Consider the following 13,915-nt stretch of genomic DNA (forward strand, 5'->3'; position numbering starts at 1 on the left):
ACAAAATATTATAATAAGATTATGAAAACGGAATAAAGGAGATGTCTTTAAGGACAAGAACAAAGCTGACATGGAAGATAGAAAAAAGCTACAAAAATTTGCCATTCGTAAACTGAGCATGGGAGTGGGCTCGGTATTGATTGGACTTGCCTTCATTGGAGGAACACTTGAACCGAAACTGGTTCAGGCTGATGAAACCAAGCAAGTTTCCTTTCATTACTTAGCAGAATCGGAGTTGACAGCTGCTGAACGTGAACTCATTCACCATGAATTACCACAAGATTTGAGCCAAGATAACTATTATCTAGTTTATCGCAAGCAGGGACAAGCCATCTTACCTCAAACTGGATCTATCAGCTTCCCCTTGGCTGGTGTTGGTCTTTTGACTGCTAGTTTGGTGGTTTTCCTATTTTCAAAGAAAAAACCTTCTAAGATAGTTGGAGTGTTATTGATTGCTTCTGTAGGTAAGAGTTTATTACTACCTTATCAAGTATTTGCTTTTGAACACAAGGACTTGCTAGCTTATGATCAAGCTCAAACTATTGTGTCTGCAGATGGTTTCTCTCAAGGGATTATTGACATTAAAGGCTATGACTATATTGGCTATTTATTAGAGTCAGATTTAAGAGGAACAGGGCAAGATCTAACATCTAGTGAAAATTCAGAAATTCCTGCAAAACCAGTAAATCAAGCAGCTATTCATGAAATTCCTGAATTCATAGGTGGCGTATCGGGCGAATCCTTGGTTGAGCCAACAAAACCAACATTTGAAGGAGGAGTCAATGGCCCAGGTACAGTAGCCGAAGCCTTACCAGAGTATACCCCAGAATTGAGTAGTCAAAGTGGCGTACCAGAAGTCCACGACAAACCAGACTTCACAGGCGGTGTATCCGGCGACTCCTTGGTTGAGCCAACAAAACCAACATTTGAAGGAGGAGTCAATGGCCCAGGTACAGTAGCTGAAGCCTTGCCAGAGTATACCCCAGAATTGAGTAGTCAAAGTGGCATCCCAGAAGTCCACGACAAACCAGACTTTACAGGAGGCGTATCCGGCGAATCCTTGGTTGAGCCGTCAAAACCAACATTTGAAGGTGGAGTCAATGGCCTAGGTACAGTAGCTGAAGCTTTACCAGAGTATAAACCAGAATTTAGCAGTCAAAGTGGCGTGCCAGAAGTCCATGACAAACCAGACTTTACAGGTGGCGTATCCGGCGAATCCTTAGTCGAGCCGTCAAAACCAACCTTTGAAGGTGGAGTCAATGGCCCAGGTACAGTAGCTGAAGCCTTACCAGAGTATGAAGGTGGTGCATTTCCAGTTGATACTCTGAAACAGGAACATACTGAGTTCACAGGCGGTGTATCAGGCGAATCCATAGTTGAGCCAACAAAACCAACATTTGAGGGTGGAGTCAATGGCTCAGGTACAGTGGTCGAAGCCTTACCAGATTATGAAGGTGGTGCAGTCCCAGTTGATACTCTGAAACAGGAACATACTGAGTTCACAGGCGGTGTATCAGGCGAATCTTTAGTCGAGCCGTCTAAACCAACATTTGAAGGTGGAGTCAATGGCCCAGGTACAGTAGCTGAAGCTTTGCCAGAGTATACCCCAGAATTGAGTAGTCAAAGTGGCGTCCCAGAAGTCCATGACAAACCAGAGTTTACAGGTGGCGTATCAGGCGAATCCTTAGTCGAGCCGTCAAAACCAACATTTGAAGGTGGAGTCAATGGCCCAGGTACAGTATCTGAAAGCTTACCAGAGTATGAAGGAGGCGCAGTTCCAGTTGATACTCTGAAACAGGAAATCCCAGAGTTTACAGGCGGCGGATCAGGTGACTCCTTAGTCGAGCCAACAAAACCAACATTTGAGGGTGGTGTTAATGGCCAAGGAGCAGTAGCTGAAACCTTACAAGACTATGAAGGAGGTGCAGTTCCCGTTGATACTTTGAAACAGGAAATCCCTAGCTATAGTGGTGGTGTGAATGCTACTGAAGCGCTGATTCAGGATACAAACCCGACTTTACATATTGAAGTCCGAAAAGAGTTGATTCCTAAACAAACTAGGGAAAAGATTGATCCAGACATGCTTGTCGGTGAAACAAGAATTGAGCAAGTCGGTCAAGATGGTGAGAAAGAGATTGTTACCAGCTATGAGGAAAAAGATGGGAAACGTATTTCAGAGCCGAAAGAAACAACACGGATTTTAAGAGAAGCTAAAGATCAGGTTATCATCCGTGGCAGTAAGGAAAAAGAAGAAATTAAACCTGAACCTGTCCTAACTCTTTCAACTATTACTGGAAATTCGATGGGCCGTTCAGCTCGCTTAAGTTATAACTTGGAGAAGGCAGATGGCGTTACCGTCTCAAAAATTAGTGCCACTATCAAAGCCAAGGGGTTAGAGGATCAGACTCTTGATTTAACGAGTGAACAGCTGGAAGCAACAGTTGACAATCTAAAACTCTACACGGATTACACCATATCTACAAAGATGGTCTTTAATCGTGGTAAGGGTGAGGAGAGCGCTCTGCTTGAGGAACAAAATCTCCGTTTAGAGCTTAAAAAGCTAGAAATAAAAGACGTCAAGGAAACAAGTCTTATCAAGGTTGACAATGGCAGAGAGACTGAGATTCAACAATTGGCGGAAGCACCAAGGAATTTGGAAAACTACTATCTCAAGGTTAGTTCTAAAGTTCATAAGACTAGCCGTTTAGCCATCAAGTCTATTCAAACTGAGAGAATTAATGGAAAAGACTATTACAAGGTGACTGCTGAGGCAACTGACTTGATTCAACGTAATGCTCAGAAAACCTTTGAAGAAGGCTACAGTTACTACTTGGCTAAGTCAAGTGCTGATTCTCCTACGATTTCTGGTGTAAAAGAATACGCTTATCAGGATATCCAAGATTATGATAGTCGCCATGATCAAGCCTATCGAAACCTTGAAAAATTGCAACCTTTCTACAATAAAGAATGGATTGTAAATCAAGGAAACAAGCTGGATCTTGATCACAATCTAGCCAAGAAAGAGGTAGTCTCTGTTATTGCCATGAAAGGGAAAGACTTTGTGACAGACCTTTCAGTGGCAGACCATATCATGGTTCATTATGCAGACCAGACCAAGGATGTATTTGCAATTACCTCGCAAAATTCTGGCTTGACTGCTATTAAGGAATACAAGATTGCTGACTTGGATGTGCTGTATACTCCAGATATGCTGGTTAAGGACCGTTCAGCCCTAGCCAAGGACCTGACCTCAATCCTGAAAACAGTGGACTTACAGTCTGATGGGGTTTATCGAATCCTAGATGATCAAACCACCAGCCTTGATAAGAAGGTTGAGGCCGTGAAGAATTGGTATCTAGAAGAAAGCTTTGCAGAGGTCAAAGCGCAGCTGGGAACTCTGGTTGATAAGTTACTCACCAATCTAGACTATCAGTGGAACGATTCACCTGCTAGCATGGCTTCCTTGAAGCAGAAAGTTCAGGATCATCAGTCAGCTATCATGCTGGGTTTTGCTTATCTCAATCGCTATTACGGTATCCGATTTGCCGATTACAATCTGAAAGAACTCATGCTCTTTAAACCAGATTTTTATGGCCAAAATGTGGATATCTTAGATCGGTTGATTGAACTCGGTTCAAGAGAAAATAACCTAAAAGGCGACCAGACTCATGAAACCTTTGCAAGAGTCCTAGCCAAAGATACAAAATCTGAAGATTTACATGCCTTCTTAAACTACAACAGACAGTTGTTGACGACTGACAAGGATATGAATGACTGGTTTGTGAATGCCACTAAGGGCCATGTGTACATAGCAGAGCGAGCTTCGAAGAATCAAGAAATTGCCAATCGGAAGCATCGAGCTTATGACAATCTTAATAACTGGTTACATCGCAATATGATTCTCCCTTTGTTGAATGTGAAGAAGGCACAGATGTTCCTGATTTCCAACTACAATACCATTACCTTCGGATCAGCTGATAAATCTGGCAAAAACATAGACCAGATGAAAGCTGACATTGACCTAGTCGCGGACCGTCAGTTGACTTACTTGGACTTTTGGTATCGACTTGCCGCTGATGATGTCAAAGACCGTATGGTTAAGAGTGACTTTAATGTAGCTACACCAGTTTGGGAAGGCTATCGCGTTGATGGACGTGGCTGGGTAGAGCGTTATGGACATACAAGTGGTATGGCAGACTACGCGCCAATTCGTGAAGTATTTGGGCCAGCAGGTCGCTACTATAAGGACAATAAGCTAGGAGCTTATGCCTCTATCTATCCTAATATCAATGCCAGAGATGCTGTTCATTTTGTAGAAATAGATATGATGAGTGAGTATGGTTTGTCTGTCTACACCCATGAGACAACTCACGTCAACGATCGCATTGTCTATCTGGGTGGCTACAAACACCGTGAAGGAACCTATGTGGAAGCCTATGCTCAGGGCATGCTCCAGTCGCCAGCTGAGGAAGGTCATCAGGGTGAGTACGGCGCTCTTGGTCTCAACATGGCTTATATGCGACCAAATGATGGGGACCAATGGTACAATCCTGATCCAACCAAGTTGCAAACACGCCAGCAGATTGACCACTACATGAAAGGCTATAATGAGGCCTTGATGCTTCTAGATTATCTGGAAGGAGAACGAGTTCTCGCTAAGAATGATCTGGCTTTGAAGAAGGCTTGGTTCAGCAAGATGACCAAGCAGATGCGCTATCAGGACCAGGATAATAAACTCCTTGCTCCTAACCAGTGGGACTATGTCCGTCCATTGACGGATGAGGAAGCCAAGACTCAGCTAAATTCTGTAGATGACCTAATCAAACATAACATCATCACCAATAGGCATTATCAGGGAACTTACCGACCAGAAGACCTCAAGACAGCTTATGTCAATGTCAAGATGGTGGATGCTATCTACGGTGGAAATACAAGTCAGGGAGCTCCTGGAGCCATCTCCTTCAAGCATAATGCCTTCCGTATGTGGGGTTATTATGGTTACGAAAATGGTTTCCTAGGCTATGCTTCTAATAAATACAAGGATGAGGCACTTAGCGAAGGGCATGACACCCTTGGGGATGATTTCATTATCCAGAAGGTTTCGAAAGGCAAGTTCCAGAACTTGGAAGAATGGAAGAAGGCCTGGTTTGACGCTATTATTGCCAAGGCAAAACGAGGAATCCATAGTTTTGAAATTGATGGTCAGCAAATTGATTCTTATGAGAAATTGCAAGATTTGTTTGACCAAGCAGTAGAAACGGATTACCGAAACTTCAAGTATGGAGGCTCAGTTGCCAATTATACAGTAGCGCTGAAGAAAAAAGTCTTCCAAAAACTATTGCAGGTGACAGATGCATTTTCATCTGAACTCTTTCCTAAAGGATAGATAAAAAGTCGGTGTGATAAAAGAGGATGCTATGTTCAGATTTTCTTAGAAAGTGACATCTACTTTATCATTCTCAAAGAATAAAATTGCCAGATCTCCTGTTGGGGTCTGGCTTTTATGGTATACTTAGGATATGCATAGAAAAACAGTGATTGATTTTAGGGCTTTGGGGGAGAGATACACCTTTACCCAGCCTATCAAAGAGTTAAAAACCAGAGATTTAGCAGAAGTAACAGACTTGTTAGCTCAAGTGGAAAGCTACCAAGAACAGGGCTATTATGTGGTGGGTTATGTCAGCTATGAGGCTGCGCCAGCTTTTGAGGAGAAGTTGGTGGTTCACGAGGGTTCCTTGTTAGGAGAGTATCTCCTCTATTTCACTATTCATGACAGCGTTGAAAAATCTAGCATTCCTCTGACTTATGAGGAGGTGGCTTTGCCATCAAACTGGCAGGAAGTAACATCTGCAGAGGACTATGAAAAGGCGATTGCTCAGATTCACCATCATTTGCGACAGGGCGATACTTATCAGGTCAATTATACTGTTCAACTCAAGCAGGAGTTGTCTGCCAATCCTTTTGCTATCTACAATCGTATGGTGGTAGAGCAGGAGGCAGGTTACAATGCCTATGTTGAACATGACGACATGGCAGTAATTTCCATGAGTCCAGAACTCTTTTTTGAACAAAATGATCGTGAATTGACAACTCGTCCTATGAAGGGGACGACTAAACGGGGTCTGAATGACTATGAAGACTTGCAAGAGGCAGTTTGGTTAGAACAGGATCCTAAAAATCGCTCAGAGAATATGATGATTGTGGACCTCTTGCGCAATGACATGAATCGTCTGTCTGAGGTGGGAAGTGAGCATGTGGAACGTTTATGTCAGGTGGAACAGTATTCAACGGTTTGGCAGATGACTTCGACCATCAAGAGTCAGTTACGACCGGATGTTGACCTAGTTGAAATCTTCCGATCGCTCTTTCCATGTGGTTCTATTACAGGAGCTCCCAAGATAGCGACCATGGAAATTATCAAGAACTTGGAACTACAAGCTAGAGGAGTTTACTGTGGAACTGTTGGCCTCCTACTTCCCAATGGACGACGGATTTTCAATGTGGCTATTCGAACCATTCAACTGCATGGAGGGCAAGCCATCTATGGTGTCGGAGGTGGCATCACTTGGGATAGTACTTGGGAGTCAGAATACCGTGAAGTCCATCAAAAAGCAGCTGTTCTTTATCGAAAACAGCCTCGTTTTCAGCTGATTACGACAGGGAAAATCAGCCAGAAGAAATTACTCTTTGAAAAAGAGCATCTAGAAAGACTACAAAGGGCTAGTCGTTACTTTGCCTTTCCATTTGATGAAGCTGGTTTGAGACAAGAAATAGAGAAGGAGTGTCAGGCTTGTGACCTCCATCAAGATTACCGTTTGCGAATCAGTCTCAATAAGTCTGGAGAAATAGAAATTGATCGACAAGTATTGACACCACTTAGTTATAGCTTCTGTCAGGCTAAACTTTGTCTGCAAGAAGCTGATTTGCAGCAGGCCTTTACCTACTTTAAGACGACACACCGACCACATTTGACAATGGGAGAGCAGGAAATCATCTATTACACTGTTGATGGAAAATTGCTTGAAACCTCTATTGGCAATCTGGTTTTGAAAATGAATGGCAAGCTCTATACACCGCCAAGTCAACTAGGTCTTTTACCAGGGATTTATCGTCAACATTTGCTTGAAAATGGGCAAGTAGAAGAGAAAATTCTGACTTTAGCAGATTTGAATCAAGCAGAAGCTATCTATGGCTGTAATGCAGTCAGAGGCTTGTATGAATTGTCAGTAAAGGAGAACTAATTGAAACTCGTATTTTTACACGGTTTGGGACAGTCAGCAGATAGTTGGAAAGAAGTTAAGGATTTGCTGGCAGATTATCCCTCTGAAGCCCTGGACTTATTTCCTTCAGGAGTTGGGACCTACCAAGAAGCCAAGGAACGCATTTATCAGCACTTATCAAAGGAAACAGAACCTTTTGTCTTAGTTGGCTTATCTTTAGGGGCTGCACTTGCATTGGAGCTTTCAAGTTTTGAGATACCAAATCTTCAGGCCTTGGTTTTGTCAGGATGTCCACTGAAATTAGCAGGTAGCATTCCTTTTTACATTCAGTTGCTGATATTTAAATTGCTTCCTAAGAGGATATATGAGAAACAGGGAGCGGATAAGGCTCTTATGGTTGGAGTTTCTGAGGAATTAAAAACACTTGATTTAAGAGAGATTGCACGGAATTGTCCCTATCCAAGCTTGTTAATTTGTGGTAGTCAGGATAAGCCTAATCTCAGTTCAATGAAAGCTATTCAAGAACTGATGCCAGATTCTCAGTTTGAGATCATCCCTGACGGCCCTCATGTCTTGAATAAGGCAAAACCAAAAGAGTTTGCAGAATTAACCAGAAGTTTTCTTGAATTGCTGAAACAAGTTTGATAAAATAATATTGAGATTGATATTATAATTTTAGGAGAAAATCATGAACAAACGTCATCTATTAAAACTAGGCCTAGCTTCTTTACCTGTCCTAGCTTTGTTTTTACAACCTGTTGTGGCAGATGAAAGTATCCATTTTTCAAGCTGTAAGGAAGCTTGGGAGAATGGTTATGCGGATATTCATAAGGGAGAACCAGGTTATTCTGCTACCCTGGATAAGGATCATGATGGGATCGCTTGTGAATCGAAGAATGCGCCTCAGGGAGTTTTAAAAGAGAAAAAGACGAGTGCATCTCAAGCTAACAACAATGTAGCACCAAATAGTGCAGCACCAAATAGTGCAGTACCTGCTCCTAGTGCAGCAGCTGTAAGTGGCTGGGTTCGTCAGAATGGATCTTGGTACTATTTTTCTGAAAATGGAAATCCAGTAACAAATACTTGGCAGGGGGCTTACTACCTCAAATCAGATGGAAGAATGGCTGAGAATGAGTGGGTATACGATAACTATTACCAAGCCTGGTATTACCTCAAATCAGATGGATCTTATGCACGCAATACTTGGCAAGGAAGTTACTACCTCAAATCAGATGGTAAAATGGCTCAGGGTGAATGGATTTATGATTCTTCTTACCAAGCCTGGTATTACTTGAAATCAGATGGATCTTATGCGCATAATACTTGGCAAGGTGCATACTACCTCAAGTCAAATGGTAAAATGGCTCAGAGTGAATGGGTCTATGACTCTTCTTACCAAGCCTGGTATTACTTGAAATCAGATGGATCTTATGCTCGCAATGCATGGCAAGGAAACTACTACCTCAAATCAGATGGTAAAATGGCAAAAAATGAGCGAGTAGATGGTGGGCGCTACTATGTAGATGCCTCTGGTTTGTGGAAACCATAGAATAGAAAAAAATTCTGGAAAGTTAATGCAAACCTTTGCACTGATGGTCAGATTTTGTTATACTAGTACTGTAAGCATTTTCAATTAAGGATAAGGAGAAGACGATGAGTCAAAAGATTATTGGGATTGACCTTGGTGGAACTTCTATCAAGTTCGCTATTTTAACGCAAGAAGGAGAAATCCAAGAAAAATGGTCTATCAAGACTAACATTTTGGATGAAGGAAGTCATATCGTAGACGATATGATTGAATCGATTCAACATCGTTTGGGCTTGCTTGGATTGTCTGCTGAAGATTTCCGTGGAATTGGTATGGGATCACCTGGTGTGGTTGACCGTGAAAAAGGGACTGTTATCGGTGCCTATAACCTCAACTGGAAAACTCTTCAACCAATCAAAGAAAAAATGGAAAAAGCCTTGGGTATTCCATTCTTCATTGACAACGACGCCAACGTGGCAGCTCTTGGTGAGCGTTGGATGGGTGCTGGTGAAAACCAACCAGACGTTGTCTTTATGACACTTGGTACAGGTGTTGGTGGCGGTATCGTAGCAGAAGGTAAATTACTCCACGGTGTTGCTGGTGCTGCAGGTGAACTTGGACATATCACAGTTGACTTTGACCAACCAATCGCATGTACGTGTGGTAAAAAAGGCTGTCTTGAGACAGTAGCTTCAGCAACAGGGATTGTCAACTTGACTCGTCGTTATGCAGATGAATACGAAGGCGATGCAGAGTTGAAACGTTTGATTGATGACGGAGAAGAAGTAACAGCTAAAACTGTCTTTGATTTGGCAAAAGAAGGGGACGACCTTGCTTTGATCGTTTACCGTAACTTCTCACGTTACTTGGGTATTGCATGTGCCAACATCGGTTCAATCCTTAACCCATCAACAATTGTTATCGGTGGAGGGGTATCAGCTGCAGGAGACTTCCTTCTCCAAGGCGTGCAAAAGGTTTATGATGAAAATACCTTCCCACAAGTTCGTACAACCACTAAGCTGGCTCTTGCCACTCTAGGAAATGACGCTGGAGTTATCGGAGCAGCATCACTTGTATTGCAATAAATAAACATAAAAAGGAGAAAATTGCTTTCCGTAAGCGAGTGATTTTCCTCCTTTCTTTTTTTATGCTATACTAGTTAAGACAATAATTGAGGTGAGAGTAAATGACAAAAGCAGACACGATTTTTAAAGAAAATATCGAGCGAATTCTCAATGAAGGAGTCTTTTCAGAACAAGCTCGTCCCAAGTATAAGGATGGAACAGTAGCTAACTCCAAGTACATCACAGGTGCTTTTGCGGAGTACGATTTGTCTAAGGGGGAATTTCCCATCACGACCTTGCGCCCCATCGCAATCAAATCAGCCATCAAGGAAGTACTTTGGATCTACCAAGACCAGACCAATAGTTTGGAAGTACTCAATGACAAGTACAATGTTCACTACTGGAATGATTGGGAAGTGGGAGATACAGGGACAATCGGCGAACGTTATGGGGCTGTTGTTAAGAAGCATGACATCATTAACAAGATTCTCAAACAGTTAGAAGCCAATCCTTGGAACCGTCGCAATATCATCTCACTTTGGGATTATCAGGCCTTTGAGGAGACAGATGGTCTTCTTCCATGTGCCTTCCAGACCATGTTTGATGTCCGTCGAGTAGATGGGGACATCTATCTAGATGCGACCTTGACCCAGCGCTCTAATGACATGCTGGTGGCTCATCATATCAATGCTATGCAGTATGTGGCTCTTCAGATGATGATTGCTAAACACTTTGGTTGGAAAGTTGGGAAATTCTTCTACTTTATCAATAACCTTCACATTTATGACAATCAATTTGAACAAGCTCAGGAATTGCTTCGTCGTGAGCCTTCAAATTGCCAACCACGTTTGGTCTTAAATGTACCAGACAAGACCAACTTCTTTGATATTAAAGCAGAGGATTTTGAGCTGGTTGATTATGATCCAGTCAAGCCACAGTTGAAGTTTGACTTGGCAATTTAATACTCTCTGAAAATCTCTTCAAACCACGCTAGATTCCTAGTTTCCTATTTGGTTTTTATTGAGTATAAAAGAATAGAAAAAAAGAAGTTGAGAAAAAATCTCAACTTCTTTTGTTGCTTAGTGTGATACGCGACGACGCGCTGCTTTCTTACGATTTTCTTCGATGAAAGCTGCTTTTTGTTCTTCTGGTTCGATCACTTTCTTTTTAACTGCGTATACTGCACCTGCAACTGCAGCGACAGTTCCTGCAATACCTGTTACAAGACCTTTAGCGAATCCTTTAGCCATGAGTATTCCTCCTTTAACTTATAAATCAGCCAGCTACCTTAAGAGGTCGCATTTTTCTGACTGACCTTTTTGTGATATAATAATAGTAACGAAAAAATGGGAATTTTTCAAGGAAAAAAGATGAAAACAAAAATAATTGTGATTGTTGGACCGACTGCAGTTGGAAAGACAGCTCTAGCCATTGAAGTTGCTAAGCATTTTAATGGTGAAGTAGTTAGTGGAGATAGCCAACAAGTCTATCGAGGACTAGATATTGGGACAGCCAAGGCTAGTCCGGAGGAGCAGGCAACTGTCCCTCATCATTTGATTGATGTGAGAGAAGTAACCGAGTCTTACTCGGCTTTTGATTTTGTTTCAGAAGCTAAGGCGGCCATTGAGGATATTCAAAGTCGTGGTAAGCTTGCCATAATAGCTGGTGGGACAGGTCTTTATATCCAGAGTCTGCTAGAAGGATATCATTTAGGTGGAGAGACTCCACATGAGGATATTTTAGCCTATCGAGCTAGTTTGGAACCTTTTTCGGATGAGGAGTTAGCCCATCTTGTAGAGCAAACAGGCCTTGAAATTCCCCAGTTTAATCGTCGTCGTGCCATGCGTGCCTTGGAAATTGCCCATTTTGGTCAAGACTTGGAAAATCAAGAGACCTTGTATGAACCTCTGATTATTTGCTTGGATGATGAGCGTAGTCAGCTTTATGAACGGATTAACCACCGTGTGGATTTGATGTTTGAAGCTGGACTATTGGATGAAGCTAAGTGGTTGTTTGACCATTATCCAGATGTGCAGGCTGCTAAAGGGATTGGCTATAAGGAACTCTTTCCCTATTTTCGAGGGGAGCAAAGTTTGGAGGAGGCTAGTGATAGTCTTAAGCAGGCGACTCGTCGTTTTGCCAAGCGTCAGTTGACCTGGTTCCGTAACCGCATGCAGGTAATCTTTTATCAGATTGGAGAATCTGGTGTGAAAGAGCGTATTTTCAGCCAGATTGAGGAGTTTTTAAATGATTGAAACGGAGAAAAAAGAGGAGCGAGTCCTGCTGATTGGTGTTGAACTTCAGGGCATGGATAATTTTGACCTCTCCATGGAAGAACTGGCTAGTCTGGCTAAGACGGCTGGTGCAGTCGTAGTCGATAGCTACAGACAAAAACGTGAAAAATACGACTCCAAGACCTTCGTCGGTTCTGGTAAGTTAGAAGAAATAACTCAAATGGTGGATGCAGAAGAAATCACGACTGTCATCGTCAACAACCGTCTGACACCTCGACAAAATGTCAATTTAGAAGAAGTCTTGGGTGTTAAAGTCATTGACCGAATGCAGTTGATTTTGGATATCTTTGCAATGAGAGCTCGAAGCCATGAAGGAAAGCTTCAAGTTCATCTTGCTCAGCTCAAATACCTCTTGCCTCGCTTGGTTGGTCAAGGGATTATGCTTAGCCGTCAGGCTGGGGGCATTGGTTCTCGTGGTCCAGGTGAAAGTCAGTTGGAGCTCAATCGTCGTAGTGTTCGTAACCAAATCACAGATATCGAGCGTCAGCTCAAAGTCGTTGAGAAAAATCGAGCGACAGTTCGAGAAAAACGATTGGAGTCAAGTACCTTTAAGATTGGTTTGATTGGCTACACCAATGCTGGAAAGTCAACTATCATGAATACCTTGACTAGCAAGACCCAGTATGAGGCAGATGAGCTCTTTGCGACTCTGGATGCGACAACTAAAAGCATTCATCTGGGGGGCAATCTACAGGTGACTTTAACTGATACTGTTGGGTTTATTCAAGACTTACCGACAGAGTTGGTGTCCAGTTTCAAGTCGACCTTGGAAGAAAGTAAGCATGTAGACCTTCTGGTTCATGTTATCGATGCCAGCAATCCTTACCATGAGGAACATGAAAAAACGGTCCTGTCTATCATGAAAGACTTGGACATGGAGGATATTCCTCGCCTAACCCTTTATAATAAAGCGGATTTGGTGGAAGATTTCACGCCTACTCAAACGCCTTATGCATTGATTTCTGCCAAGTCTAAAGATAGTAGAGAACAGTTACAGGCTTTATTGCTAGATAAGATCAAGGAAATTTTTGAACCCTTTACTTTGCGCGTGCCTTTTTCTAAGTCTTACAAGATTCATGATTTAGAAAGTGTTGCTATCCTAGAAGAACGTGACTACCAAGATGATGGCGAAGTCATCAGAGGCTACATTTCTGAGAAAAATAAATGGAGATTAGAAGAATTTTATGACTGATATCAAATCATTAGCTCTCAAATATGGTGGCTATACAAGTCTAGACAAGGTATATTTGGACCAGCTTCTAGCTGGTAGGTCTGAAGAGGAGCAGCTAGCTCTCATCACCCCTCCACCCAGCGTAGTGAATGCCTACTTTGCAGAACTCTACCAGAAAAAGAGTCCTCAAGCTGCGACAGATTATTTTGCAGAAGTCAGCCAAGAACTGAACCTCTACAATGCTGAGCCAAGTTTCACGGAAGAAAGCAAACCCTTTATCCGTCTTAATCTGTCAGGCAAATCTTTTGGTTTTTGCTATGAGAAAGAAGGTCTGGGTCGGATTTTCTCAGAAACTGAGGAAGCAATCACAGCTGACTTGCTCTTTGAGATTGCTCAAATTTTTCCTCATCAGCTAGTTTTTGAGGAGTCTGGAAAAATTTATATGAAGGCAATCGGAGAAGAGGAAGTTGTTAGCGTGGAAAATCTCACAGCTTTGACAGATTTGGAAAGCTTGGCAGATGGTCGCAAGCGTCTCAAAGGTTATAGTCAAGAGGATTTGCTACAAGAAGCTAAAGCCTATACTGGTAAGTTTTATTATCGCTCAGAAAACCGCACCGCTATGTTATATATTGATTAAT

At 42.3% G+C, this 13,915-nt stretch carries 10 protein-coding genes; 9 read left to right on the forward strand and 1 reads right to left on the reverse strand.

Going from position 1 to position 13,915, the window contains the following annotated elements; all coding sequences use genetic code 11:
• Positions 1-70 precede the first annotated feature (70 nt).
• The 6 genes from AC3E7H_RS01335 to AC3E7H_RS01360 all read left to right on the forward strand — a co-directional run bounded on the left by AC3E7H_RS01335 (position 71) and on the right by AC3E7H_RS01360 (position 10,774).
• Positions 71-5,386, forward strand: coding sequence for an SIALI-17 repeat-containing surface protein (locus AC3E7H_RS01335; protein WP_490675974.1), 5,316 nt, complete (start codon positions 71-73; stop codon positions 5,384-5,386).
• 133 nt (positions 5,387-5,519) lie between these two features.
• Positions 5,520-7,241, forward strand: a complete 1,722-nt coding sequence (pabB, locus tag AC3E7H_RS01340; protein WP_490675975.1) for an aminodeoxychorismate synthase component I — start codon at positions 5,520-5,522, stop codon at positions 7,239-7,241.
• Positions 7,242-7,865, forward strand: a complete 624-nt coding sequence (locus AC3E7H_RS01345) for an alpha/beta fold hydrolase (protein WP_490675976.1) — start codon at positions 7,242-7,244, stop codon at positions 7,863-7,865.
• 43 nt (positions 7,866-7,908) lie between these two features.
• Complete coding sequence (locus tag AC3E7H_RS01350; RefSeq protein ID WP_490675977.1) at positions 7,909-8,769, forward strand: excalibur calcium-binding domain-containing protein; 861 nt, start codon at positions 7,909-7,911, stop codon at positions 8,767-8,769.
• Positions 8,770-8,873: 104 nt separating this feature from the next.
• A complete protein-coding gene (locus tag AC3E7H_RS01355; RefSeq protein WP_075228197.1) occupies positions 8,874-9,833 on the forward strand; it encodes an ROK family glucokinase in 960 nt (319 codons plus the stop codon).
• Between the two features lie 101 nt (positions 9,834-9,934).
• Positions 9,935-10,774 carry a thymidylate synthase gene (locus tag AC3E7H_RS01360; RefSeq protein ID WP_049502758.1) on the forward strand — a complete coding sequence of 280 codons (840 nt, stop codon included), beginning with the start codon at positions 9,935-9,937 and terminating at the stop codon, positions 10,772-10,774.
• A 117-nt stretch (positions 10,775-10,891) separates the two neighbouring features.
• Here the strand turns inward: AC3E7H_RS01360 and AC3E7H_RS01365 are convergent, their stop codons facing one another.
• A complete protein-coding gene (locus tag AC3E7H_RS01365) occupies positions 10,892-11,062 on the reverse strand; it encodes a DUF3042 family protein (protein ID WP_001051776.1) in 171 nt (56 codons plus the stop codon).
• Positions 11,063-11,182: 120 nt separating this feature from the next.
• Between AC3E7H_RS01365 and miaA the strand changes: the two genes are divergently transcribed.
• The 3 genes from miaA to AC3E7H_RS01380 are packed head-to-tail and all read left to right on the forward strand — an operon-like array spanning position 11,183 to position 13,914.
• Complete coding sequence (gene miaA, locus AC3E7H_RS01370; RefSeq protein ID WP_075228198.1) at positions 11,183-12,067, forward strand: tRNA (adenosine(37)-N6)-dimethylallyltransferase MiaA; 885 nt, start codon at positions 11,183-11,185, stop codon at positions 12,065-12,067.
• Complete coding sequence (hflX, locus tag AC3E7H_RS01375) at positions 12,060-13,298, forward strand: GTPase HflX (protein ID WP_075228199.1); 1,239 nt, start codon at positions 12,060-12,062, stop codon at positions 13,296-13,298. Before miaA ends, hflX begins: the two co-directional genes overlap by 8 nt.
• The gene (locus AC3E7H_RS01380) at positions 13,291-13,914 is read left to right on the forward strand and encodes a cystathionine beta-lyase (RefSeq protein ID WP_049508582.1); all 624 of its coding nucleotides are present in this window, start codon (positions 13,291-13,293) and stop codon (positions 13,912-13,914) included. The genes hflX and AC3E7H_RS01380 overlap by 8 nt, the downstream gene beginning before the upstream one ends.
• Position 13,915 lies beyond the last annotated feature (1 nt).

It is taken from the genome of Streptococcus sp. SCPM-O-B-15304 (M98) (assembly GCF_058200215.1).

Bases quoted from the DNA above. Each gene is read 5' to 3' on its own strand.
- AC3E7H_RS01380 (WP_049508582.1), top strand. From the start codon at position 13,291: ATGACTGATATCAAATCATTAGCTCTCAAATATGGTGGCTATACAAGT.
- AC3E7H_RS01355 (WP_075228197.1), top strand. From the start codon at position 8,874: ATGAGTCAAAAGATTATTGGGATTGACCTTGGTGGAACTTCTATCAAG.
- miaA (WP_075228198.1), top strand. From the start codon at position 11,183: ATGAAAACAAAAATAATTGTGATTGTTGGACCGACTGCAGTTGGAAAG.
- AC3E7H_RS01335 (WP_490675974.1), top strand. From the start codon at position 71: ATGGAAGATAGAAAAAAGCTACAAAAATTTGCCATTCGTAAACTGAGC.
- AC3E7H_RS01350 (WP_490675977.1), top strand. From the start codon at position 7,909: ATGAACAAACGTCATCTATTAAAACTAGGCCTAGCTTCTTTACCTGTC.
- hflX (WP_075228199.1), top strand. From the start codon at position 12,060: ATGATTGAAACGGAGAAAAAAGAGGAGCGAGTCCTGCTGATTGGTGTT.
- AC3E7H_RS01360 (WP_049502758.1), top strand. From the start codon at position 9,935: ATGACAAAAGCAGACACGATTTTTAAAGAAAATATCGAGCGAATTCTC.
- pabB (WP_490675975.1), top strand. From the start codon at position 5,520: ATGCATAGAAAAACAGTGATTGATTTTAGGGCTTTGGGGGAGAGATAC.
- AC3E7H_RS01365 (WP_001051776.1), bottom strand. From the start codon at position 11,062: ATGGCTAAAGGATTCGCTAAAGGTCTTGTAACAGGTATTGCAGGAACT.